General features: G+C 49.3%; 23 protein-coding genes. 10 read left to right on the forward strand and 13 right to left on the reverse strand.

The features are described from left to right. Window positions 1-73: 73 nt before the first annotated feature. The 3 genes from manA to HC352_RS07985 are packed head-to-tail and all read right to left on the reverse strand — an operon-like array spanning window position 74 to window position 2,465. On the reverse strand, window positions 74-1,306 hold the full coding sequence (gene manA, locus HC352_RS07975; RefSeq protein WP_168918370.1) for a mannose-6-phosphate isomerase, class I: 1,233 nt from the start codon (window positions 1,304-1,306) through the stop codon (window positions 74-76). 3 nt (window positions 1,307-1,309) lie between these two features. Next, window positions 1,310-2,098: a DUF3027 domain-containing protein gene (locus tag HC352_RS07980; RefSeq protein WP_247645186.1), complete on the reverse strand. Its 789-nt coding sequence runs from the start codon at window positions 2,096-2,098 to the stop codon at window positions 1,310-1,312. Further along, window positions 2,091-2,465, reverse strand: coding sequence for a cold-shock protein (locus HC352_RS07985; protein WP_168918372.1), 375 nt, complete (start codon window positions 2,463-2,465; stop codon window positions 2,091-2,093). The genes HC352_RS07980 and HC352_RS07985 overlap by 8 nt, the downstream gene beginning before the upstream one ends. Before the next feature lie 197 nt (window positions 2,466-2,662). Here HC352_RS07985 and HC352_RS07990 point away from each other — a divergent pair, with 197 nt between their 5' ends. From HC352_RS07990 to HC352_RS08010, 5 genes are all read left to right on the forward strand, one after another. Beyond that, complete coding sequence (locus HC352_RS07990; RefSeq protein ID WP_168918373.1) at window positions 2,663-4,603, forward strand: TPM domain-containing protein; 1,941 nt, start codon at window positions 2,663-2,665, stop codon at window positions 4,601-4,603. Between the two features lie 84 nt (window positions 4,604-4,687). Then, a complete protein-coding gene (locus HC352_RS07995) occupies window positions 4,688-5,425 on the forward strand; it encodes a PspA/IM30 family protein (protein WP_168918374.1) in 738 nt (245 codons plus the stop codon). Window positions 5,426-5,528: 103 nt separating this feature from the next. Continuing rightward, window positions 5,529-6,110 carry a nuclease gene (locus HC352_RS08000; protein ID WP_168918375.1) on the forward strand — a complete coding sequence of 194 codons (582 nt, stop codon included), beginning with the start codon at window positions 5,529-5,531 and terminating at the stop codon, window positions 6,108-6,110. Window positions 6,111-6,158: 48 nt separating this feature from the next. Beyond that, entirely contained in the window at window positions 6,159-6,896 is a 738-nt protein-coding gene (locus HC352_RS08005) for a response regulator transcription factor (RefSeq protein ID WP_168918376.1), read from the forward strand. A gap of 1 nt (window position 6,897) precedes the next feature. Beyond that, on the forward strand, window positions 6,898-8,427 hold the full coding sequence (locus HC352_RS08010) for a sensor histidine kinase (RefSeq protein WP_168918377.1): 1,530 nt from the start codon (window positions 6,898-6,900) through the stop codon (window positions 8,425-8,427). Here the strand turns inward: HC352_RS08010 and HC352_RS08015 are convergent. Both HC352_RS08015 and HC352_RS08020 read right to left on the reverse strand, forming a co-directional pair. Further along, complete coding sequence (locus tag HC352_RS08015; protein ID WP_168918378.1) at window positions 8,351-9,061, reverse strand: lysophospholipid acyltransferase family protein; 711 nt, start codon at window positions 9,059-9,061, stop codon at window positions 8,351-8,353. The genes HC352_RS08010 and HC352_RS08015 overlap by 77 nt on opposite strands. After that, window positions 9,058-9,855, reverse strand: a complete 798-nt coding sequence (locus HC352_RS08020) for an SDR family NAD(P)-dependent oxidoreductase (RefSeq protein ID WP_168918379.1) — start codon at window positions 9,853-9,855, stop codon at window positions 9,058-9,060. The genes HC352_RS08015 and HC352_RS08020 overlap by 4 nt, the downstream gene beginning before the upstream one ends. A 116-nt stretch (window positions 9,856-9,971) precedes the next feature. Here HC352_RS08020 and HC352_RS08025 point away from each other — a divergent pair, with 116 nt between their 5' ends. Further along, entirely contained in the window at window positions 9,972-11,105 is a 1,134-nt protein-coding gene (locus tag HC352_RS08025; RefSeq protein WP_168918380.1) for an HD domain-containing protein, read from the forward strand. A gap of 4 nt (window positions 11,106-11,109) precedes the next feature. On the opposite strand, the gene HC352_RS08030 is transcribed toward HC352_RS08025, so the two are convergent. Next, complete coding sequence (locus tag HC352_RS08030; protein WP_168918381.1) at window positions 11,110-12,321, reverse strand: MFS transporter; 1,212 nt, start codon at window positions 12,319-12,321, stop codon at window positions 11,110-11,112. A 512-nt stretch (window positions 12,322-12,833) separates the two neighbouring features. On the opposite strand from HC352_RS08030, the gene HC352_RS08035 reads away from it, so the two are divergent. Beyond that, a complete protein-coding gene (locus HC352_RS08035) occupies window positions 12,834-14,342 on the forward strand; it encodes a CPBP family glutamic-type intramembrane protease (RefSeq protein ID WP_168918382.1) in 1,509 nt (502 codons plus the stop codon). Window positions 14,343-14,456: 114 nt separating this feature from the next. Here HC352_RS08035 and groL read toward each other — a convergent pair whose 3' ends face one another. From groL to HC352_RS08050, 3 genes are all read right to left on the reverse strand, one after another. Continuing rightward, window positions 14,457-16,079 carry a chaperonin GroEL gene (gene groL / locus HC352_RS08040; RefSeq protein ID WP_168918383.1) on the reverse strand — a complete coding sequence of 541 codons (1,623 nt, stop codon included), beginning with the start codon at window positions 16,077-16,079 and terminating at the stop codon, window positions 14,457-14,459. A 269-nt stretch (window positions 16,080-16,348) separates the two neighbouring features. Further along, window positions 16,349-16,930, reverse strand: coding sequence for a LytR C-terminal domain-containing protein (locus HC352_RS08045; RefSeq protein WP_168918384.1), 582 nt, complete (start codon window positions 16,928-16,930; stop codon window positions 16,349-16,351). A gap of 46 nt (window positions 16,931-16,976) precedes the next feature. Next, window positions 16,977-17,237 carry a DUF3263 domain-containing protein gene (locus tag HC352_RS08050; protein WP_168918385.1) on the reverse strand — a complete coding sequence of 87 codons (261 nt, stop codon included), beginning with the start codon at window positions 17,235-17,237 and terminating at the stop codon, window positions 16,977-16,979. A gap of 47 nt (window positions 17,238-17,284) precedes the next feature. Between HC352_RS08050 and HC352_RS08055 the strand changes: the two genes are divergently transcribed. Further along, the gene (locus HC352_RS08055) at window positions 17,285-17,956 is read left to right on the forward strand and encodes a uracil-DNA glycosylase (RefSeq protein WP_168918386.1); all 672 of its coding nucleotides are present in this window, start codon (window positions 17,285-17,287) and stop codon (window positions 17,954-17,956) included. A gap of 9 nt (window positions 17,957-17,965) precedes the next feature. Here HC352_RS08055 and HC352_RS08060 read toward each other — a convergent pair whose 3' ends face one another. The 3 genes from HC352_RS08060 to tdh form a co-directional block, all read right to left on the reverse strand. Beyond that, on the reverse strand, window positions 17,966-19,270 hold the full coding sequence (locus HC352_RS08060) for a thioester domain-containing protein (protein WP_168918387.1): 1,305 nt from the start codon (window positions 19,268-19,270) through the stop codon (window positions 17,966-17,968). A 136-nt stretch (window positions 19,271-19,406) separates the two neighbouring features. Beyond that, window positions 19,407-20,600 carry a glycine C-acetyltransferase gene (locus HC352_RS08065; RefSeq protein ID WP_168918388.1) on the reverse strand — a complete coding sequence of 398 codons (1,194 nt, stop codon included), beginning with the start codon at window positions 20,598-20,600 and terminating at the stop codon, window positions 19,407-19,409. Further along, a complete protein-coding gene (tdh, locus tag HC352_RS08070; RefSeq protein WP_168918389.1) occupies window positions 20,600-21,658 on the reverse strand; it encodes an L-threonine 3-dehydrogenase in 1,059 nt (352 codons plus the stop codon). The genes HC352_RS08065 and tdh overlap by 1 nt, the downstream gene beginning before the upstream one ends. Before the next feature lie 112 nt (window positions 21,659-21,770). Here tdh and HC352_RS08075 point away from each other — a divergent pair, with 112 nt between their 5' ends. Then, entirely contained in the window at window positions 21,771-23,141 is a 1,371-nt protein-coding gene (locus tag HC352_RS08075) for a TrkH family potassium uptake protein (RefSeq protein ID WP_168918655.1), read from the forward strand. A gap of 16 nt (window positions 23,142-23,157) precedes the next feature. Beyond that, on the forward strand, window positions 23,158-23,826 hold the full coding sequence (locus HC352_RS08080; protein ID WP_168918390.1) for a potassium channel family protein: 669 nt from the start codon (window positions 23,158-23,160) through the stop codon (window positions 23,824-23,826). A 72-nt stretch (window positions 23,827-23,898) separates the two neighbouring features. Here HC352_RS08080 and HC352_RS08085 read toward each other — a convergent pair whose 3' ends face one another. After that, window positions 23,899-25,341 carry an alanine/glycine:cation symporter family protein gene (locus HC352_RS08085; RefSeq protein WP_168918391.1) on the reverse strand — a complete coding sequence of 481 codons (1,443 nt, stop codon included), beginning with the start codon at window positions 25,339-25,341 and terminating at the stop codon, window positions 23,899-23,901. Between the last annotated feature and the right edge of the window lie 273 nt (window positions 25,342-25,614).

Genomic DNA, 25,614 nt, shown 5'->3' on the forward strand with positions numbered 1-25,614 from the left:
ACTCTCACATAGGATTTATCTGAGCAGCTACAGAAGTTCACATAGTAAGACGAAAAATATTCACACTTTGAGATTATGGCGATTCGACTTGGACAAGTTCGCCAGCACCACGCACTTGCACCGCGCCGTCGTCGGCCGCAATAAACACCGCTTGCCCAGTGTTTATAAAGAAAAACTCTTCACCAACCCACAACTCAACTGCACCACGTAAACATAAAATGATACGTGGACCACAACCCCGAATATCCACCTGCTCATCAGCATGGCGCAACGAAATAATTGACAACTCAAAATCGTCAACCGGAACATAAAACGTTGACTGAACTGCACTAATCCGCTCAGCAGCAATACGAATCGGCGGAGCAGCAACCGTGTCGGTAATACGCAATAACTGAGCAACATCAACATGTTTACGCGTCAAACCAGCGCGCACCACATTATCTGATGCCGCCATAACCTCCACCCCAAGGCCACTAATATACGCATGAACAATGCCCGCTGGAGTAAACAACGCCTCCCCCGGCCGTAACGTCACCGGATTTAGCAACAACGATGCCACCACACCCGGATCGCCTGGATAGATATCTTCGATGCGTACCGCGAGCGCATCCGCACGCGGTGACGGCGAATCCGTCTCCCGACGCGAAGCACACTGGGCAACTAATTCAGCTACCTCCTCCGGCGCGGGACGGGTATCAGGTGAAATTAGTTGCGAAAAAGCCTGACGAACACCATCGCTATTAGGTTGAGCGGCGATGATGGCACGAACATCGCGCGCAATTGAACAATCAAGCCCGGTCAAAACCCCTAAAATACGGCGTGGACTGCGAAAACCCACTAATGCTTCGAAAGTCGTTAAGGCATACACCATTTCTGGCTTATGGTTGCGATCTGGAAAACACCGCCGTGGATCTTGCTGGCTGATCCCGGCAGCCTCTTCATGGGAAAACCCTTCTTGGGCTTGGGCCAACGACGGATGAACCTGCAACGACAACGGCTCATTAGGTGCAATGAGCTTTAACAAAAATGGCAACTGCGGACCGTAGCGCGCAACAATTTCTGCACCCAACATTCCATGAGGATCACCCTCAATCAACTCCGCAAGCGTCATCAGCTCTGGCTGGCACTGATCGGATTGATACGCCCGCATACGTGGGTCTGACGAAACCCATGACGGCGCATTCGGATGGGCCCCAAACCACAACTCAGCCACCGGCTCTCCAGCATCTGGACAGCTGAAAAGTCGGGGGATTGCGGAACGCGATCCCCACGGGTAGTCACGGATACGACCCTGCAAAAACCTCATCGACTATCGCTTAACAACCTCAACATCAGACTCGTCGATGACCGGGGACGTCTGGTGCCATAAATGACTACGGGGTGCCACATCAGTCTCCGAATGTGAACCACATCCATGATCCATTGATACTACTCGGCCATCAAAAGCAGACCATTCGTTTGCGCAAACGCCAAAAAGCTGACGTGCCGAACCGGCCATATGCATCAGATAGCCACATGTTGCACATTGCGCCTGCGCATCACGAGTGGCTTGATTACGCGGACCAGCATCAGAACGATACCACCGGCGGTAGGTTTGCATCCGGCCGTCGTCGGACATAATCCGGGCACGCCCCAAACCTAATTCCCAATTCGCAATCGTGTCTTCATCAATCCCGATTGTTTCAAACCCTTGATCAAGACCTGGATCAGTATTGGCCACTAACCGCGGATCTTGTGGATTGTAAGGCAAGCGATCTGAAGGTCCAATATCGGAAGGCTGTAACCGATCCGCCCACGGAATCCAATCTGGGGCCAACAATGCGTCGGTTCCTGGCAGAATCGACAGTTCTGCAACTGAAACTTTCTTTGATCGTGGAGCACGAACAAGAGAAACTGTCCAATACCAACCGCGATAACCTGCCATTAAACATTCAAAAGCATGGGTAACAAAACGCTCTGCTTCTTGAACCATTCCGGCGTGCTTGCCAACCCGGTCTGGGGTGGTGATGTCATTAAGCGCATTGCGAGCAAACTCAACTGCTTGCCCAAGCGTCTTATCTTTGACCGCCCTTTCTCTTGGCGTTATCCGTTTAGGCATCGAAATCATCCGCTAGGGCACGCAAGGCTTGTGCAATACGAGGTCCACCTTCCGGGTAACGGCCACGGCGCAACTGCGTCGAAGAAACATCGAGGATCTTGATTAAGTCCTCGATAAGTGGCACCAATTCTTCTGGCGAACGACGATTGACTTCCAACAAAGACTTTTCTTTTTTAATCACGGAAACAGACAGCGCAGCTGGCCCGCGGCGAGTCTCCCCAATTCCGTATTCCACACGCGTGCCCGGGCGTAACTTAACCCCCAATGGCACTGCACTTTGTGGAACATAAACTTGGGCACCATCGTCCCCAGTGATAAAACCAAAGCCCTTCTCAGCGTCGAAGAACTTCACTTTTCCAGTAGGCACGGTATTCTCTCTTTCATTCTTTTGCGCTAGATAATCTATCTAACATCAAGACAAGGCTATCTATCATTATGACACTTATATGACCAACTATTCTATCAGGGTCACTAGCTAAACTTTTGCGCTAAGCTTACCTGTTCACACACTTACGGGGAGCTGCTTGGTAAGTTTGAGATATCACAGCGCGAAAGGACGAATCTATGAGAACCATACGTCGGTGTGCATTGGCGTTAATAATGGGAGCTTGTGTTTTGCTCCCCCATGCTGCTTACGCTGTTGCGCCCGTTGATATCGACCACAACTACGAAGACTACGCTAACGTATCTACGGACATTTCGGCGTTATCTAATCTGTTAGTTGAGGTTGCTCATGGCAATCTTTGGGTTATTACCGTTGATGATTTCGATGGCATGTCTCCGGATAACTGGGCAATGAAAACATTTGACCGATCGGGATTAGGTAGCTCCGACGGCTTACTTGTTATCAGCGTGGGAACTTCCGAACTTTATGCCTATTCACCTGATGGACAGGTGAAAGAACTTCTTAATCGCGCTACCTCTCAAGATGTTTTAGATAAGTTCCATGACGGCAAATGGGATGCCGGCATAACCTTATTTGCCGAACACGTCCGCTCTTTACGCGCTGGCGAGCAACCACCTGCAGTTCCACAGGGCTCAGTTGCCCCAAACGCGCTACCGATTATTGGCACAATCGGACTGGTGGGGGCCGGAGTTGTTGGTATCGCTTTTTGGAGAAAACGGAAGGCGGCACACGCTGATACCCTTCAGGCACTCCAATCTGAACAGCAGTTAGCCCAGCAGTCTTCTACAGAATTATTAGCGGCTGATGACGACGTACGCGCCGGAGCTGCCGAGCTTGAGTTTGCCCGCATGGAATTTGGTGTAGAAGCAACTGAAGAGTTTCGCCAAGTTTTGAGGCAGGCGCAAAAAGATATCCACCAGGCATTTGAGTTACGCCGGTTGCTTGACGACGATGAACCAGAAACTCCTGCTGAACAACATTCGATGAACACCCAAATTTTGACGTACGCACAGCACGCTCGCCAGGCAATGCAAGCCCAGGCCCAGCAGTTTTCCCAGTTGCGTAATCTTGTTCACCGTCTCGATGACAAACTCGATGAGTTAACCCAACGCCACCAGGAGCTTCTCGCCCAGGTGCCACTTGTATCCGATAAAGTTGCTGCGCTAACTCAATCTATTCCGCCTGAATCAGTCGTGAGTTTGGAATCCTACCCAGACCAGATCAATTCGTTACTTACGGCAGCTCAGTCACATATCGCAGCCGCCCGCCAACACCACGCAGATGGGGACAAAAACCAAGCCGTCCAGTATGCGCGCTTAGCAGAAGGAACGTTAGAGCACGTTTCCCAACTCATCACACGTGTTGATCAAGCTCCCCAACTACTGGCCAAGGCTCAAGAAGAATTGAAAACAGGCGTCCAGTCACTATCAGCTGATATCGCCGATGCTCAACGTTTAGGCGCAAACGATTCCACTATTACATTACGGCGTAAAGAAGCTGAAGATGTTATCGCCCGGGCAACAGCAAGCTCTGGCGTAGATCTGCTTGTCATTAACGATCAGTTAGCCAAAGCCGAACATAATCTTGATATTGCCCTAGCTAGTGTACGAGCACGAGCTGAGCAAGAAGAGCGGGCACGGTTAAATATCACTCGGTATCGGGAACACACCAGTGCCAAATTGCAACGGTTAGATGAAGATATTACCCGCTACCGCGAGTTAGTTAGCGCCGATACTCGCACACTTTTACATCGAGCCCATTCAGCTTATGAATCGGCCGATACTCAGTCACCTGCCGAACAGCTACAGGCATACACTCTAGCTATGGATTATGCGACTCGCGCTGAGCGGGCCTTAACTTCTGACGTTGCCGATTACCAACACTACAATCGTCAGCTAAACCCTGGTACCCAATTAGGTGGCGAACTAGCTGGAGCAATTATCACTGGAATAGCACGTTCCCTCATTTATGGCGCTTTTTCTAGCGGTTCTGGGCATCATGACAGCAACTGGACAAAAAATAGTTTTGGTTCGTCGGGTAACTCCGGCTTTGGAAAGAGTTTCGGTTCTGGTGGCGGAGGTTTTGGAAAAACCTTTTAGATGTTAGATTAACGATTAAGATGTTATTGTCATCTTCGACGTATTGTGGCATTCATCGTTGTTTGCCACTAAGAAAGGTTTCACATGGCTGAAAAACAATCAATTCTTGGACGCATCACTCAACTCGCTAAGGCAAATATTAACGCCTTGCTAGATCACGCAGAAGATCCCCAAAAAATGCTTGACCAGATGGTCCGGGACTACACCAATTCCATCGCTGAAGCTGAAGATGCAGTTGCCGTCACGGTAGGGAATCTTCGGTTAGCCGAAGCAGATTACGATGAAGACGTTCGCGCTGCCCAAGAATGGGGAAACAAAGCCCACGCTGCCGTCGTAAAAGCACAAGAATTACGTGCTAGCGGTAACGAAGACGGCGCTCAGAAGATGGAACAACTTGCAAAAGTTGCTCTGGAACGCCAGATTACAGCGGAGAACGAAGCTCGCGATGCAGAGCCAATGATCAATTCACAACGCGATGTTGTTGCCAAGCTTAAAGAGGGCTTGAACGTCATGCGTAGCAAGCTTGAAGATCTACGTTCTAAGCGAGATCAGCTCGTGGCTCGAGCTAAGTCTGCGCAGGCGCAAAACATTGTTCAAGATGCCATTAGCTCAATCAATGTGCTCGATCCATCAACAGAAATTGGTCGTTTCGAAGATTCAGTACGTCGCCAAGAGGCGCTTGCACAAGGCAAGGCTGAAGTGGCTTCTTCTTCCCTCGATGCCCAATTCGCCCAGCTCGAATCTACATCAAATACGGCTGAAGTCGATTCCCGTCTAGCAGCTTTGCAAGCCAAGGTTGCACCACAACAAATCGAAGGATAAAAACTCTATTTCTTTGGCGGGTATGCTCGTATTTTCATGTATACCCGCCAAAGACAGTTCACTATCTTGAGATTTTAACTATCCCACGCGATAGGATACATATATGTATATTCTTATTGATGGTGAAAATATCGATGCCACCCTCGGGGTCAACATTTTGAAACGCTCGCCACGTGGCGAAGAACGTCCTCGCTGGGACCGTGTTCTAGAATTCCGGGCATTTGATTCCCCGGAAAAGGATATTGACGGCACAGTGATGGAACAACCTGCAAAAGGCATGTTCTTCTTAAATGTCTCACAACGTACTGCTGCCCCTTTTATCCAAGCTCTGCTAGCTATCGGATGGCAACCAATCCAGCTCACTTCGGCTGATCCGGAACGTAAAGTTGTTGATGAAGGTATCCAACGTACTCTCGATGCTATTCTCCTAGAGCGGCCCGGAGCCGACGTCGTCATCGGAACTCACGATGTCGATTATTTGCCGCAAATTGAAGCTCTTTTAGATGCTGGCCATCGCGTCTCAATCATCTGCTTCCGCGAATTCCTCGCACTACCATTAGCAGAATTAGAAGATCGTGGTCTCGTTATCCACGATCTTGAACTTGACGTTCAAGCCTTCAATATTCCGTTACATCGCACCCATCCTGTGGATATCGACGATTTCGATCCATACCCATATTTATAACCTACAGTTTTCAGAATTTTTTCAGCTTGTTGATGGAGAATACTGGCTATGACACAGACCAACACCTCCGCAAAGATTCTTGTTGTCGACGATGAACCATCGATACGTGAGTTACTTTCTGCTTCCCTGCATTTTGCGGGTTTCACAGTAGAAACTGCAGAAGATGGCTACAGTGCTATCCGGACCTACTACGAATTCAATCCGGACCTCATCGTTCTAGATATCATGTTGCCTGATTTTGACGGCCTAGAAGTCTTGCGGCGTATCCGGGAACAAAATAGCGGTGTTCCAGTTCTCTTCCTCACCGCAAAAGACGATCTACAAGATAAACTCCACGGGCTCAACGCCGGTGCTGACGACTACGTCACCAAACCTTTTTCTTTAGAAGAAGTAGTAACCCGCATCCAAGTTATTTTACGGCGCACCAATCCTGCGCCGGAAGAATCTTCGATTATCACCTATCACGATCTTGAACTCAACGAAGATACTTACGAAGTACGCCGTGCTGGCCACTTAGTTGAATTATCTCCCACCGAATACAAGCTTTTACGTTACCTCATGGTTAACGCCGAACGCGTTGTATCCAAGGTGCAAATCCTTGACCATGTATGGGATTATGACTGGATCGGCGAAGCCTCAATCGTCGAATCCTACATATCCTATCTGCGTCGCAAAATTGATTCTCCTGAATCTCTAGGAATAACTGACCCCGATCAAGCGCAAGCTTTGATTCCGCTCATCCACACAAAACGCGGGATCGGATACGTGATGCGAACCGGTAAGTAGCATGAGGCGAAAACAGCAACAGCCCAACATCACTGGCAGACTATCGTGGCAACTCCTCGTCGTCTTTCTTCTCCTGCTTGGATCTGCCTTACTTCTTGTGTCTGCGTTTGCAACCATCTCCTTACGCACCTTTTTAACAGCTGAAACGGATAAAAACCTCTCTTCTTCCGGTCAGATAGTTGCTTCGCAGACTGTTGATGCGCTTATCCAAGGAACTTCTGATTCTGTCCTACCATCTGACTTTTATCTATATATCAGAGATGATTTTGGAACCTCAGTTGAAAAAGTACATCCGTCAATCGTACGCCGGTACGGCAAACCAGCTAATGCACTCGAGATCGCCTCAACATATACCGACCAGCCTCACACAGTGGCCGGCACTCTTAAAGGCAGCGAATGGCGCATTATCTCCCTACCGTTAACATCGACTGGGCCGCATCCACGCACAGTAGGAAACGTCGTCATCGGACTACCCTTAGCCCAGGTTGAACGGACAATAGCAAACCTCAAACAAGTCCTCATTTTGTTCGTTATCGCTATTATATCCATTGGAGCCCTACTATCCATCGTCCTCGTACGCCGCTCTTTGCGAGCCTTACGCACTATCAACCACGTCACCGCAGACGTCCGGCAGGGTGACTTCTCAGCTCGTGTGCCTCCGATGAAACCGGGTACTGAAGTAAATATCCTTGGTGAATCAGTCAATGCCATGCTTGACGAAATTGAGCACCTCTTCGCCTCCCAGGCAGCTTCGGAACAACGCATGCGCCGCTTTGTTTCGGACGCCTCCCACGAATTACGCACTCCGCTAGCAACTATCCGCGGATATGCTGAGCTTTACCGGATGGGCGGAGTTCCCAAAGATCAAGTCGCTCAAGCATTTGGCCGAATAGAATCCGAATCTGGCCGAATGGCCAATCTTGTTGAAGATCTCCTTAAACTAGCGCGCCTAGATGAACAAGGCGAGATCAAGCCCAAACCCGTCGACCTCGCTGCCGTGGCTCTCAATACGGTCTCGGATTTCCTTGCCCGTTCTCCACAACGTCAGGCAACCGTGACCAATTTAGCGGGAGACGACGTCGAATCCCTCGTGATCTTTGGGGATCAAAACGGTGTTACCCAACTGCTCACAAATCTTCTTGGTAATGTCAACACCCACACTAGTGTTGATGCCCCCGTCGAAGTAGCTGTAGGTATAGATCCAAACGATCCACGCCAAGCAATCGTCGAAGTACGTGACCACGGACCTGGAATCCCGGAAAAAGACCGGGAACATATTTTTGAGCGATTCTACAAAATCAACTCTTCACGATCACGAGGTAGCGGAGAAGGTTCTGGGCTAGGGTTAGCCATCGTTTCCGCGATCATCGTTGCCCATCACGGGAGCGTTAGCGTAACTGAAACCCCCGGAGGGGGGCTGACCGTACGGTTGTCCTTCCCAATGCCCTATCGAACTAATCGAGACTTAGATCCGGATTCGCCGTCTTCTGCTCTAACATCATCTCAATCTGATGACGAACACGACCAATAAAATCTTCTGCTGTCTCATTAGGCTTGCCGAACATCGGCTCGCCGATATACATCTCAACCTCAGGATGATTTAACGCCGGAATCACTTTACCCACTGGCATCGCTTCATGCCCACCAGACATTGCTAATGGAACAATTGGAACCCCGATTTTTAACGCAATCGCTGCGGCACCAGGCTTAAAAACACCTATCTTGCCATCGCGGGAACGCGTGCCTTCCGGGAAAATTAAAATTGGTATGCCATCACGTAAAAGTCGGCTAGTCATACCAGCTGCTCGGCCAGCATGAGCCCCCACACTTTTCCCTTTACGCTCAATAGGATAGGTGTTAAAAAACACTGACGTCAGCTTAGCAATACCCTTCTTGCGATAGAAATAGTCAGCGGCAGCACCTGTGGCGAGATTGTCGGTCATGTGATCTGGAAGTAGGGAAAAAACCATCGGCGCATCTAGGTGCGATGAGTGGTTACCGACTACGATATAGGCTCCGGTTAAATCTTCGACGTTTTCCTCGCCCCAAACAGTTGCGTTCAAGAGTGTCTTTAGCACTGGACGGGTCAACACTTTGCGCACGGCTTTACGTATTTTGCGTTTCCCGTCCGAATGATAGTCATCTAGCGGATGTAGCTCACTCATCGCCGGCCCTTATTTAGTTTCCTGACTGCTTTATGTACCACGGATTGTGGGGCGTGCCGAGCAAAGAACGCCATCGTTTTGAAACGTTTCGATGGAATGGTTGTTGTTTTGCCTCGTTCAACGTCACGCAGGGCTTCATCAATAACTCTTTCCGCGTCCAGCCAGAGCCATGATGGGATCGACGACGTCGATACTCCGGAACGCTCATGGAACTCGGTGCGCACCCATCCTGGCAAGAATGCCACAACTTGCACGCCGTATTGTTCAACTTCGATCGCTAGAGACTCTGACCACATCCGAACGAATGCCTTCACCGCAGCATAAGCTCCCATAGGTGCTAACGATGCAACCGAAGCGGTGGTGATAATAACTCCGCTATGGCGTTGTTTCATTGCAAAGGCTGCCGCGCCGCCAAGTTCCATTGGTACGAGAGCCATTAATTCGGCTCCGGCTCGTAACTGGCTAGCGTCGTCGGTTGCCATCGGGGAATACATTCCTGATCCCGCATTGTTAACAAAAATTGAAATTGGCTCAGCTTGCGAAAGTAGCTGTTCTTTAACTGCGTCAATACCACTGCGGTCACTTAAATCTGCCGATAGGGTGCGAACATCAACCCCATACTCTTGCATTATCTCGTTGGCTTTTTGCGCGAGACGCTCTGCATTTCGAGCAACGAGTACGAGATCACAACCACGGGCTGCTAATGCTTGGGCAAATGCTGCCCCCATGCCTGATGTGCCACCGGTAATAAGGGCACGGCCGGTAAGAATACTGTCTGAACCTTTTTTCTTCACAATCTCTACGTTAGATTACTTTGCCGTGCGGAGCACTCTTATTCAGCATTTTTGTTACTTTTGGTTAGTTAGAATCCTCGCATCTTTTGGGTAGTTGCGACTAGAGGTATAGAATCATGGGCGCTGAACTTGGAGGATATATGCCAGAAATGAACACACCCGGATGGGTTGTACAAGCGTTTGTGCGGAGCGCATACGATGCTGGAGCAACTGCATCCCGAGAGGATATCGAGCATACTGCTTACCAGCTTTTGGAGATATGGTCTGCCCCGGAGCGTACATTCCATAACACTCGTCATTTGACTGACATGCTCACTCGGGTTGATACTCTTGCGTCCGAGACCCAAAATCCGTGTCTTGTGCGGTTAGCTACCTGGGGACATGGTTTAGTTTTTGATGTTTCGGCTCAAGCTGTTCACGCACGAAATGGCGGGGAAGACGAACGGGCATCTGCCCTGTTAGCTGGCGAGTTTTTCGCTAATATCGGTATTCCGGAAAAGAACGTGGAGCGGATTTCGTCACTTATTGCGCATTTACATAAGCGTCACGATATTCCTGGAGCAGTTAAACGTGCTGACGAAACTGCTCGGTTTGATTCAATCGACGTCGATCGGCTTGCTCTTTACGATGCTCACTTTGGCACTCTTGCAACCGCTCCACAGCACTACAAAACCTATGTTTGCCAGGTGCGCCAAGAGTATGCGCACGTTTCAGATCGAGATTGGTTAATCGCTCGACGAAGCATTGTTGAGCATTTGCTTGCTCGTAAACGTATTTTTTTGACTCCGTTAGCTAGTGAGTGGGAGCATGTTGCTCGCCAAAATTTAACTGCCGAATTTGAGCGTATCGAGGCGAGTTTTCAGTCTATCGGCGTGCAAGATTCGGTAGAACAAAACCCTGCCCCTGCCGGTGCGCGGGATGTTCCTAGCGATGATATGGATCCTGCCGCACAGCTTTTCCAGACGGCAGAGCAGGAGCGGATATTGGGTGAGCCGGGCGAGGTTGCGGAGGAAAACACCAGCCTACTTGCGGACGACGACGTCGCCGATCTTATCCAACCACATATTCCGGTGGTCAAGCGTTCGTCGCTAGAAGAACTGGATGAGGCGTTTGCTCCAGGTGCACCCCCTCGGATTCTTGATCATTCGCAAACCGAAGCTGCGCGCCGCGAACAGATAGCACAAGAAACTTTAGAAAATATTGAGCGTAAGCAAAATGAGGCACGCCAGGAACGTGAAGGGCGCGAGTAAATAATCACCTGTGGTGACGAGGTAATGAAAACAGCATCACGAAAGCCGGAAGAACTGTTGCGCTGATGGCACTCAAATATACTGCCACGCCATGGCCAGGTATAAGAAGCCCGGCAAAAAATGTTGAAAGTGCCGAGGCACCATAAAAAGACAAAGTTTCTACTGAATCGACCCGAGCTAAATGCCGATCATCTGTCACATACTGGCTCAGTGTTCCACTATAAATAAACAGGCCAACCCAGCAAAAATCGAGCGCGAATAGCCCGAAACTGAGGAAAAATAGGTTGTGTACAAAAGCAAAGGCCGCCAAGATAATACCGACACCTACAAGGGACAGCGACATCACCACTTTGTAACGCCCGATAGGGACGAAGATCTCTAAGGTCAAAGATGCAATGATTCCACCCACGCCTGACGAGGCGAGTATGAACCCTACTAGCCACACCGGCAGATCGAGATCAGATTTCAGATGAACAACCACACCATAGATGTAGCCTGCAGTGGTGGCACCTAAAGCAAACTGGACTAACTGCGCTGCGATAAGGGTTCGACTGTGGGCAATATATGCCATACCTTCGTAAATATCGGGCAAGATCCGGCGAAATATTTCGCTTTTAGTCGAGCTGGTATCAGATAATGTCACTGTAGGGCGCGGTGGCAATGCCCGATAAATAATGGCATTCATACCGGACATAACGGCTGGGACAAAAAGCGCTAACGGACCACCGAGTAGCCCCACTATTCCGCCAGCAACTGATGGGCCACCAATAGCAGCAACACCTTCAACGGTTTCCACCCGTGAGTGATAGTGAAGAAGCGCATCGCGTCCTAGCAGTTGCGGAATATAGCCGGCACTTGCTGCCACCCCAAACTGCGACGCAGCCCCGCGGATCGCACCGATCGCAATAAAAACTACTGGCTGAGCAAAACCCACGTAGAGAAATATTCCCAAGATAGCTAGGCAGATCGCTTCAATAGTATAACCACCAATAATAATTGGTCTGCGCGGTAGCCGGTCTGCAATTGCAGCCAATGGCATTGTCAACACTAATTGAGTGGTTAATGTAGACGCCGCCAACGCGGCAGCTAACGCAATCGATCCAGTGGCATATAAGAAGGCAAGCGGGAGAGCGACTTGCGCTACTGCGTCTCCAATAAGGTTAATGAGTGTTGTCGAATATAGCCGGCGATAAACGCCTTTCGCCACACCACTCATCGCATTCTCCATAACCGCTCAACATTAACAGCACGCATTCATTAAGGTAGAGACACATCCAGCTAATAGTATACTTTACGTAAAGTTATCTTGCAGAAATGTTCATTTCAATTTATTTCAATTTTACCAAAACCACACTAACCATACTATACGGAAGTTAACATGTTTAATAGAATTATCAGTAGTTTAGCTACCGCTACTCTTGCCCTCTTTCCCGCCGGGTTACCGACCGACCTAGCAGGAGGATTGGACGGTCACAACTATTCTGGTTACACGATCTCGGCTTTCGGGCCACGGCCTAATGATTGCCGAGCTTTAACAGGACCTGATTTCAGTGGCACTATCCCCAATGGGCCCAATTGGACAGGAGTAACAGTTTGTAAACCCTGCGCGAACATCCATGGCGTTTATGTATGTATAAACAAAGTTGATCCAGGCACGATGCCGCTTGGTCGTAAAGAACTGAGCTAAACAATAACGTGTTATTTTCACTTGTAGTAGGAGGGGGAGTTGTGGTTACTTGTCAACGGTTATCGTCTCGTGATGTGTTGTTTGGTTGCGTGGTCTTTAGCGGACTAGCATCTTTTGCACTCATGCATGTCCATGGATTTCAGCAACTAGGATTTACCTCAACTGCTGGATTCATCGGTGATGTTTTCAGCTTCACCCAACACCTCCCTCTACCCACGCAATGGACACTGAGCACCACTATAGGAGCGCTCACCGAAATAATCTGCGCCGCTATCGCATGGCCAATACTTAATCGACCAAGTTTATCGTTCACGCTACGTTTCACCCTTATTGTGGTTCTGACAGCAGTATTTCGCGGCATATTCTTCCCACCCTACTTCAACGTCTTATCAACCCTTCAATGGGCTGGGGTAGCAATCTTTTCCACCTACTACTACTGGAACTACCGTCAAGCATGGCCACTAGCATTAAGCCACGCACTATTTAACGCCATCACATTTAGACCAAACGACGTCTGGGCCGGAACATTCTTAGGAACACTAAAAACCACGGCTAACGACATCGTCCTGCCCGTCATCGTATGCTGCGCAATCACATGGCTCATCACGCGAACTCTCAACCACACCACCACAAGCACACCACCAGCACCAACCATAACCACAGCACCAAAAACTACGCTCTATGCACTATGCACAACGATGATTCTTGGGGCAGCAACCATAACCGTTGGCGGATTTATTGCCGGTCTCGTGAAACTATTTGGACAAAAAACATTTCCAATCTACATCCCCGGCGTCTATATAAATCTAGATGCAAACCTGTCGCTACGAATCTTGAGTGCACTAATCGTCGGCAGTCTACTCATAACAGCATGGTATACGCTCTCTCGGAATACGTTTCCTTCAGCCCAATCGCTCCCCACTCACCATGGTTCCTGGATAATTTTTGGAATATTCTTCACTCTGTTTTTCGTGCAAGGAAACGCTTTTTCCACCTATTTCAGATCCTGGGGAGTGGCGGCCGGAACTGACTTTCACCATTGGTTTACCGATCTCGATAAACATGACATAAATATTCCACTACCCTCTCCTTCAATATGGGTTATTTTCCGTTTCATGCTCAATGGTGGCATGGAAGAACTTGCCTATGCGCTAATTTTATTAACCTTAATCTATATTTTCCGTATGCCATCACGCTTATCAATAACAGTAGTACTCATCTTCCGGGTGATCCTACACCTGTACTACGGAACTCTTGCCGTAGCATTATGGCAGATTCCATTAGGAGTTTTTGCCGGCATATATGTATTACGCCAAGGCCGTATCCTACCGCTGATCATCGCTCACGGACTCTACGACGCAATTCTTGCCACCCAAGAATACCTTGTTCATACCGGCGTTTTCGGTCACCTTCGCTACGATGACATTGATCGAATATGGACTCCCGTTACTGGATTAGCCGGCATCATCATCCTCACCCTTACCTACGCCTACTACACTCATAAGAGACCCGAAGAAACTACCGAAAGCATCACAATCACACGCATTTAACTACCGTAAGCTCATACCCCGGGCGTGTAAAAAGGAACGAATCCCAAGATTTCTCTTGGGATTCGTTCCTTTTTACTTGGCCAATAACTGGCAACAAGAACTAAGTAGTTACTCTTAGTACATGCCGCCCATGTCGTCAGCACCTGGTGCTGGAGCAGCTGGTGGTTCTGGCTTATCTGCCACAACTGCTTCGGTGGTGAGGAATAGACCAGCGATAGATGCTGCGTTCTGGAGCGCAGAACGGGTAACCTTCACTGGATCATTCACGCCAGCAGCAAGCAGATCCTCGTATTCACCGGTTGTAGCGTTCAGGCCGTGACCAACTGGGAGTGAGCGAACCTTTTCAGCAACAACTCCACCTTCAAGACCAGCGTTAACTGCGATCTGCTTGAGTGGTGCTGCCACCGAAACGCGAACGATGTTTGCACCAGTTGCTTCGTCACCTTCAAGATCGAGATCGGCAAGTGCCTGGTCAGCTGCGTGGATAAGTGCAACGCCACCACCGGAGACGATGCCTTCTTCAACAGCAGCCTTTGCATTGCGGACAGCGTCCTCAATGCGGTGCTTGCGTTCCTTGAGCTCAACTTCAGTTGCTGCACCGGACTTGATAACAGCAACGCCACCGGCGAGCTTTGCGAGACGCTCTTGGAGCTTCTCACGATCGTAATCCGAGGTGGAGTTCTCGATCTGGGTCTTGATGGTCGATACGCGAGCAGCGATGTCTTCCGCGGTTCCAGCACCTTCAACAATGGTGGTGGAATCCTTGGTAAGCACGACCTTGCGGGCGCGACCAAGAAGCTCAATATCAGCGTTCTCTAGCTTGAGGCCAACAGTTTCCGAAATGACCTGACCACCGGTGAGGATAGCCATATCCTGGAGCATTTCCTTACGGCGATCGCCGAATCCTGGAGCCTTAACAGCTGCGGACTTGAAGGTGCCACGGATCTTATTGACGACGAGGGTTGCGAGCGCTTCGCCTTCAATATCTTCCGCAATAATCACCAGTGGCTTGCCGGTCTGCATAACCTTTTCGAGAACTGGGAGCATGTCCTTGACGTTGGAAATCTTGGATTCAACCAAAAGAACGTAGGCATCTTCGAGGACTGCTTCTTGGCGATCAACATCGGTAACGAAGTATGGCGAGAGGTAGCCCTTGTCGAAAGACATACCTTCGGTTAGCTCAAGCTCGGTACCGAAAGTGTTGGACTCTTCAACGGTCACAACGCCTTCCTTGCCAACCTTATCGAGTGCTTCGGCAATGAGTTCACCGATTTCCTTATCACCAGCAGAAATAGCGGCAGTAGCAGCGATTTCTTCCTTGGTTTCTACTTCCTTAGCATTTGCAAGTAGTTGCTCAACGATCTTGGCAACAGCCTTGTCAATACCCTTACGCAGAGCGATTGGGTTTGCACCAGCAGCAACGTTACGCAGGCCTTCCTTCACGAGAGCCTGAGCGAGAACAGTAGCTGTCGTGGTACCGTCACCGGCGACATCATCAGTCTTCTTGGCGACTTCCTTAACGAGTTCAGCACCGATCTTCTCGAATGGATCTTCAAGATCGATTTCCTTAGCAATGGATACACCGTCGTTAGTGATCGTAGGTGCTCCCCACTTTTTGTCGAGAACAACGTTACGGCCTTTTGGACCAAGAGTTACTTTCACGGTGTTGGCAAGCGCATCAAGACCGCGCTCCATACCACGACGTGCTTCTTCATTGTAAGCAATGATTTTTACCATCGTATTTTCCCTCCCATTAGGGTGGTTGCGACTAGTGCCCGCGACGGCCGACACCACATTCATGCGTTCTGTTTCGCACGAGCATGACGCCTCACTAGTCAAAGTGACTATAACTCTCTAACCGAGAGTGATAGTATTGATTTTGGCACTCTCAGCCAGAGAGTGCAAGATGACAGAGTTAACTATGACTGACTTTCATCTAGCAGAGAAAAGTTGAGTGGGCTTGACGCAAGTTTGGTCGGCCCACTCAAAAGAAACAGCATAGATTATCAGCGCATAACAACCACGATCTGTGAACTCATCGAAATATCAGCGCCATCTTTAACTTCACCGCCACCGATCTTTTGGGCGATGTCTTCAGCCTCGTCTTTAAACTCCTCAGAGCTGTAATAAACCGTGGTATCTACCGGCACTCCACCACCGGTATAATCCCCACCCGTGACGTCGGAATAGCCCTCGCCTTGAAGTAGCTCAGCAATCTGATTAGCTAACCCCTGCTCGCCACGTCCATTGAGGACACGCACACTAATGCTCATATCTAACTGTGGCTTCACTGGTTCTACCGCAGGAGCTTCCGCTGCTGGCTCCGCTGCTGCTGGTTCACCAGACTCTTGAGGCTTTTCCTCTTGTGCCTGCTCTTCAACAGCTGTTTGCGATGCTGACGATTGTGTATGGGGGCGCGATTCGCCAGCCATCCACAAGCCAATACCCCAACCAAGTAGCGGACCAATAACAAGAACAGCTACCAGCGCAATCAGCCACGGATTACCACGCTTTGGTTGCCGGTGTGCGCCTAGCGACTGGCGTTCTTTAGCCAGCCGATCAAATTCGTCTTCTACATATTCATTCACGAAGTTAAGCCTACCTAAACTTTCTCACCAATAGCTGCTTGCCACTCTATGACACGGTTCGCTCTTGCTGACGGGCATCACGCAACCGCCGTAGCCGATCAACTAGTTGCGGCCGGGCTCGCCATACCCGTTCATCATCAAGCATATGCGACAACAGAATGTAGTATCGCATTGGCGCGATTCCTAATTCTTGACTAATCGCACGCTCTTTCGTGCGCGCTATCGTCCACCACGATTCTTCAATCGCCAAAATCTGTTTTTCCATGTCAGTTAGGTCGATTGATTGGGCATCTTTCTGACCACTCATACTTTCAGTGTACGCAATCTTGCACACATTGGCCGTATCATAAAGCCATGAGCGATCTAGATAAAGTTATGCACCCAACATGGGCACAAGCCATGGAACCGCTAGCTCCCCAGATTCACGCGATGGGTGATTTTCTTCGTGAAGAAAACGCACAACGGCGTGGATACCTACCAGCCGGAGCACATGTTTTGCGAGCATTCACCCAGCCACTTCCCCAGGTGCGAGTTCTCATCGTCGGTCAAGATCCATACCCCACTCCAGGTCATCCAGTAGGCCTTTCTTTTTCCGTTGACCGGCAGGTACGCCCGCTACCACGTTCGTTAGTCAATATTTACCGCGAACTACACGATGACCTTGGCATCGAGCCACCCGATCATGGCGACTTAACATCATGGACACAAAACGGCATTATGCTCTTAAATCGAGTTCTAACCGTAACCCCTACCAAACCCGGATCCCACGCTAATCGCGGATGGGAAGAAATCACCGATCATGCCATTCGAGCATTAGCTCACCGCCAGCAACCGTTAGTAGCAATTCTGTGGGGCAAACAAGCTCAATCCTTAGCACGACTCATGCCCAACACGCCAACAATCACGAGCCCACATCCTTCCCCACTATCTGCACACCGCGGGTTTTTTGGCTCCCGCCCATTCTCGCGAGCAAATGATCTTCTCCAAGAGCAAGGAGCCGCCCCAGTTGATTGGACACTCCGCTAATCCAGCTATCTACTCAATCAACTTATCTAACACTCGATAACGACGCTTTTCCCGATAGGCCGACCCTATTCCGATCGCAACCATCACCCCAGCAACAGAGCCCAAAAGATATATTTCTGCGCCCGTCTTAGCAAGTTCCACATCCGGCATGTGCTGAGCTGTCACCTGGATATCTTCGGCCGAATTATCTGACACATCTGCCGGTAGTGGTTGATGCGGCTCAGCCTCACCAGGTTCAACTATGCACAGTGGCGATTCCTTACCCACAATCTGCCCGGTTTGGGTATCACGAACCACATTCCCTTGAGCGTCCCGGCACATATCGCCAGCTGAACGCCACCTCAACGCAACATCTTGCGAAGATTTCTGCACTAACTGCTGAACCAACACCAGTGTTTGACCGTGAGCACTCGGTGAAATAACGGGCGTAACAAGCGATCCGTGATACGCCGAGCTTTCCACATATGCAGTGAGCGTAACCTCACCAGCCGTATCAGTATCACGAATATCCACATACAGTGGCCTATCAATGGCAACATGTTCCGGATCAATTGCCTCACCAGAATCTGCCACCAAAGAATAACCTTCTGGGACATCAACCTTCACTGTGGATACTGCCGAATGAAAAGTAATCGGCCCAAGAAGCCCACCAGCAAAGCTCATTTCTTGCGGAGCATCAATACTAACCTCAGCTCCCAACACATGCTCATCTAGCCCGGTATTCTTCTCCGAAAGCAAATAGTGATATAGAGCCAGTATTGCCTGAGTATCCTCATCACGGTTATGGATGGCAAAGTCCATAAAATCCGGACTTACTCCATCGGTCAGATGCCAGATAGCCGCTTGGGTTGCATTTATTGCCTGATCGGCGGACAACTGCGATATACCTGCCTGTTGGGCAACATCTACCAACTCACGTGCCGGATATGAGTGATGCACAATCCAAGCAACTTTTTGCTGTACATCGTGATCAGATTTAAATGCGTTCTCCCCCATAAACTCATCCCACGAACCCATTCGAATTTGGGCATTCCGATCAGATGGAACAGTGATTTCCAAACAGTAAGCGTGGTAAATATCTTGATCTACCGTTTGAACTGTGAATAATACGGGCCGAGCGCGCCACGTCTTCGTCGTCCACGAAGGGTGTGCGGAAGCGTCTTCTGCTGGCAGAAAACGCATATCCATCCCCACATACGCCTCATCCTGTGGCAAAATCTGCGCACCGGACTCCTCTGCATACGCTGGACTTATCCCAGCACCCCACACATGAAGCGCAAGCACGCTACACAGCACATATATGAATTTTTCCATCAGTCACTTCCAATATCCGATAATTAACTCTGACCTGATCAGAGTATCGAATATCAAAAATCACCAAACTAAACTATCCACAATCAAACATTATCCACAACGCGATTGAACGTCGTCGATCACATTTGCATCCGCACTACGCCGTAACTGCCTCACGCGCCTTCACAAATGCGCTAACTGCCGTCCGCACATCGTCTTGCGAATGAGCAGCCGAAAGCTGTACCCGGATCCGCGCCTGACCCAACGGAACTACCGGATAGGAAAATGCCGTAACATAAATCCCTAGTTCACTTAGTTTTGCCGCAATATCCCCAGCCAAACGTGCCCCATCTTCACCAGGGAACATCACGGCAATAATCGGATGCGAACCAGGCAACAACTCAAATCCAGCACTCGCCATCAATGACCGGAATAACTGCGCATTAGCCGCCACCTGCTCACGCAAATGATCGCCGTCGCGCGCAATATCCAGAGCTTTAAGCGAACCAGCAACAATCGCCGGAGCCACCGCATTCGAAAACAAATACGGCCGAGCCCGCTGCTTAAGCAACTCAATGAGCTCTACCGGGCCAGCAATATAACCACCAGAAGCACCACCCAGCGCCTTACCCAAAGTACCACTCAAAATATCTACCCGATCAGCAACCCCAAACCGTGACGGCGTACCCGAGCCATGCTCGCCAACAACACCAGTGGCATGCGAATCATCCACCATTACCATGGCATCGAATTCTTCTGCCAGATCACAAATCTCTGGCAACTTAGCAAAATACCCATCCATCGAGAAAACCCCGTCAGTCACAATCAAAATACGACCAACGCCCTGCGCCCGAGCAGCCGCCAGCTGCTCACGCAACTGCCCCATATCCGAATTCTTATAGCGGAACCGCTGAGCCTTACTCAACCGAACACCGTCGATAATCGATGCATGATTAAGCTCGTCCGAAACAACCGCATCGTCCTTACTCAACAAAACCTCGAAAATACCACCATTAGCATCAAACGCCGACGGGAACAGAATCGCATCTTCCATCCCCACATACTCAGCGATCTTACGCTCCAACCGCCGGTGAATATCTTGCGTTCCACAAATAAAACGGACAGAAGCAGTACCATAACCATACTCTTCCAACCCCGCCCGAGCAGCAGCAATAATCTCCGGATTATTAGCCAGCCCTAAATAATTATTGGCACAAAAATTTAACAATTCACCTTGCTGGGTACGAATATGAGCCGACTGCGGAGAAAGAATCTCCCGCTCATTCTTATACAAGCCACTAGCTTTAATATCATTAAGCGTCGCCGCTAATTCCTCACGAATACCAAACATCAGTCATTCCATTCCAAAATAATCTTACCTGCATGCCCACCACGCGCAGTCTCAAAAGCATCTTCCCAATCCTCTGGCGCAAACCGGTGGGTAATAACACTACGAATTTGCTCTCGGAAAGCAACCGAACCAGTCATTAAATAGGTCGCCCGATACCACGTATCAAACATCGCCCTACCGTACACGCCCTTAATCGTCAACATCCGCGCAATCAACGTATTCCAATCAATCGGATACGGTTGAGCTGGCAGGCCCAGCAACGCAATATGCGCACCATGCGTACACAGATCAATCATTTGCTCCATCGCCTTCGGAGCTCCCGATATTTCCAAACCTACATCGAAACCCTCAGCCATACCCAAAGACGCAAAACGATCACGCACATCCTCACGCATCGTATTTACCCCAACGACACCATCAATATTGCTGGCAAGAGCCAAACGCTCATCGTTAATATCTGTCAGCACAACATTTCGCGCCCCGGCATGCCGAGCGATAGCCGCACACATAATACCAATCGGTCCAGCTCCGGTAACAAGCACGTCTTCAGCGGTTAAAGGAAACTGGAAAGCGGTGTGAACTGCATTACCTAGCGGGTCAAATATCGCTCCGAGTTCCGCGTCGATTTGCTCTGGCTGAACCCAAACGTTTGCCGCTGGAACGACGACGTAATCGGCAAAAGCACCATCACAATCCACACCGATTGACACTGTTTGGGAACACATGTGCCGCCGCCCAGCACGGCAGTTACGACACCGCCCACAAACCACATGGCCCTCGACAGACACTCGCTGCCCCACATGGAATTGCCCTTCGCCGTCACCCTCGGGAACATTCGAACCCAATTCCACAATTTCGCCATAAAATTCATGGCCAATAATTTGTCCCGGCTTCACGTGTGCTGCCGCAAAATCATCCCATGACAAAATATGTAAGTCTGTGCCGCATAATCCGGCTCGCATTACTTTAATTTTTACTTCTCCACAGCCGGCAGTAGGCTCGGGAACTTCACGTAATGCGAGTCCTGGCCCTGCTGTTGGCTTCATAAGTGCGCGCATAGATTTTCCTTGAAACGTTCGCGAAGGGTTCTTTCACTCACTACGATAGCCTGTTATGTTGTCTAATAACACCTTCGGCTCTAGAATCGCTTAGGTGAATCGTCTCCGAAAGATGCGACCCACATATATTGTCATTTGCGCTTTCCTTATGACAATCATGATGGGCACCTTCCTGCTGATGCTCCCGATCTCGGTAACCGGGCAGCCTCCCTGGCCATACCCGCTATCAACTCCCCCGCATGAGTATGGCCCACAGTTCAATGGGGGTGCACCATTTTCAGTTGCCTTTTTTACTGCTACGTCAGCTACCGCAGTTACCGGTCTCATCGTTGTTGATACCGCAACATATTATTCTGACTTTGGCCAAGCTGTGATTGCTATTTTGATGCAACTCGGTGGCATGGGAACAATGACGATCGTTACTTTGGTAGCAATGGTTATTGCACGACGGTTGAACATGCGTACCCGAGAAGTTGCTACGGCTACGGTCAGTGGCGTTGGACCAGGTCATGTACGCCGAGTTGTAGTAGGTATTGTCGCATTGACCGCAGTAGTTGAAAGCGTGATTGCGACCATGTTGTTATGCCGATTCCTTTTCTTAGGACATCCCTTCGAATCGGCTATTGGTGAAGCGTGGTTCCATTCTATTTCAGCCTTCAACAATGCCGGTTTCTCGCTTTACACCGATTCATTAATGGGATTCGCAACCGACCCGTGGATTATTTTGCCAATTTCAGCAGGTATCATTATTGGCGGTTTAGGCTATCCGGCACTTTTGGCATTTTACAGTTCCGGATTGCGTTGGTGGCGCTGGCCGATGACGACTCGTCTTGTTGTTATTGGCACGCTGAGTTTATTGCTATCGAACTGGCTTTTCTTCACGTTAGCTGAGTGGCAAAATCCGAATACGCTAGGCTCACAGGAGCCAGCAGGAAAAGTTTTGATGGCATTTTTTGCTTCTGTTACACCTCGTACTGCCGGGTTTAATTCTATCGACGTCGGGTCAATGACAGACATTTCTCGTGTCTTAACTGATTTGCTTATGTTTATTGGTGGTGGTCCTGGTGGCACTGCTGGTGGCGTGAAGATTACGACGGCGTTCGTGATCGGTTTCGTTGTGTGGTCTGAGATGCGTGGCGGCCGCGCAGTTAATGTGTTGGGGTTACGTTTACCGCGTTCTGCCCAACGCCAGGCATTAACGGTAATGTCACTATCGTCGCTTGCAGTGATGACGGGAACAATGTTGTTAATGATTCAAACAACGGCGAATCTGGATCAAGCACTATTTGAAGCTGTTTCTGCCTTCTCAACCGTCGGATTATCAACTGGTATTACGCCAACTCTGCCGGAATCGAGTCAGTTGGTATTGATTGTCTTAATGATTATTGGGCGTCTCGGTCCGCTTACCGTTGCTACTGCGTTAGCATTGCGTACAACGCCACTAACATATGAGCTTCCTAAAGATCGGCCGTTAATCGGCTAAAGAAAGGATGTGTGGTATGCGATTGCGCCACTCTGTTCAAAAACATGATGTTGCCGTAGTTGGGTTAGGCCGTTTTGGTTCGGCGTTAGCCTTAGAACTGGTGTATGCCGGTTACAGTGTTTTAGGAATCGATAAATCACCGGCAGTTGTCCAAAGCCTCGCTAATAAGCTTCCTCATGTTGTTGCCACTGATCCCACTAATCCCGATACCTTAGAAGACCTAGGAATTCCAGATTTTTCTCGAGTTGTGGTAGCAATTGGCAATGATCTTGCTTCATCTATTTTGGTAACGTCAGCACTGCTGAAAATGAATGGACCAGAAGTGTGGGCTAAAGCCTCAACACCGCAACAGGGTCAGATTCTTGAGCAAATGGGCGTTAACCATATTTTCTATCCAGAAACTGATATGGGCCGGCGGGCGGCACATATTGTGGCGCAATCGTTTAATGATTACGTCGAGTTAGGTTATGGTTATGCTCTTGTCTCAACAACCGTCAATGAGGCCATGACTGGGATGCAGCTTTCAGAGCTAGGATTACGCCGTTCTAAGGGCATTTCCATTATTGCGGTTAAAGGACCTAACGATCATTGGGTTAATGCTTATGCCGAAACAATTTTGGCTCCAGGGGACGAGATTTTGGCAGTCGGACCAACAAAAACGATTGGTTTTATCGTCGCTGACTAAAAAGACTTGCACGATAGTGATGTTGGCAGGTACTCTCACGAGTACCTGCCAACATCACTATCGCCACATATTTTAATGCTCTTGACCAGCTGTTTCTTTTGTCCAAATAGTATCTGGGATATTGCCTGGCAGATATGGATTATCTACGGCAACAAATGCACCTTCACCATTGGTTGATTCAAAATCTCGCAAGACGCCAAAAGCCCATGATCCAAGAAGTAAAATAGCGACAAGATTGATAACGGCCATAAAGAACATGGACGTATCTGCAAGTGTCCACACCAATCCAAGTTTCGCTATAGCACCAACAAAGGTCGCTGCCACAACAACGAAACGCAGGAAGTAGTTTCCAACTTTTTTGCCTGGGAATAGGTAATCCATATTTACTTCAGCATAGGCATAGTTGCCAATAAGCGTAGAAAAACAGAAAACTAGCACCAAGACGATCATCACCGGCTGAATCCAGTCACCAAGCGCCGAGGCTGCTGCATTTGTTGTCAGGGTAGCCCCTTCGACTTCTTGACCAGGTGCGTAAAGCCCTGAGGTGAGGATAATGAATGCGGTTGCAGAACACACCAGCATGGTGTCTGCAAAAACGCCCATCGATTGAATTAATGCTTGGCGAGCTGGGTGAATTGTGGTAGCAGTTGATGCGGCATTAGGAGCCGAACCCATACCTGCCTCGTTCGAGTACAGCCCTCGTTTAACGCCGTTCATCATCGCAGCTGTCACTCCACCGGTTGTTCCTGCAAAAGCTTCGTTAAGCCCGAAAGCAGAAGTGAAAATATTGGTGAAGACTGGGATGATGTGGTCGATATTCATCACGATCACAGCAAGTGCGATCACAATATAGATCAACGCCATAGCGGGGGCGAGAATTTCAGTCACGCGAGCAACCGATTTGATTCCACCGAGTATAACGATGCCAGTCAAAACGGTAACAACTAATCCGGTCAACCACGTAGGCCAACCGTAAGCCTCATTAAGAGAATTGGAAATGGTATTGGATTGAACAAGTTCAAAAGCGATTCCGTAGGTAAATAAGAGGGCTACCGCAAATACTGCACCCCATCGCCATGATCCAAGACCTTTCCAGATGTAATAGGCCGGCCCACCGCGATAGGTTCCGTCTCGCCACGGGACTTTGAATAGCTGGGCTAGAGCTGCTTCAATAAACGCAGTTGCCATTCCGAGAAGGGCAACAACCCACATCCAGAAAACTGCGCCGGGTCCGCCAAGAGTGATAGCTACTGCAACACCGGCAATATTACCGGTACCTACACGTGCAGCTAATCCGATAGCAAATGCTTGAAATGATGAGATTTGGCCTTTTTTCGCCTCTCGGCTACGGCCAAGTACGGTAAACATTTTTCCAAATAGGCGAAACTGCAGGCCCTTGGATCTTACCGTGAAATAGATTCCCGCCCCGATGAGAAGCGGTATGAGTATCCACGTATAGATATGGTCATTAAACCCAGAAAGACTCATTTTTAGGCTGTCCATCATACTGTTCATGGAGCATCCTCCTTATCTGGTAACAGGAAAGTCACCGAAGGTAACATACTAGCCCCCTTTACCAAATCCATACCATTACTATCCACAATATGAGAAACTTACCCACCCCGTCAAATGGCTATCTATCAAGGATTTATCAGAAAAACCAAATATTTTTTAGCGAAAAGAGGTGAGAAAATCACACTCAATATCAGCTGAAATCTAGTTTCTTGACGCTTTCAAGAATCAGAAAACCCACAAAGCGTAATAAAAAGAAATGACCGGGAGTGGCTT

The organism is Arcanobacterium buesumense (assembly GCF_012563545.1).
Taxonomy (GTDB): Bacteria; Actinomycetota; Actinomycetes; order Actinomycetales; family Actinomycetaceae; genus Arcanobacterium; species Arcanobacterium buesumense.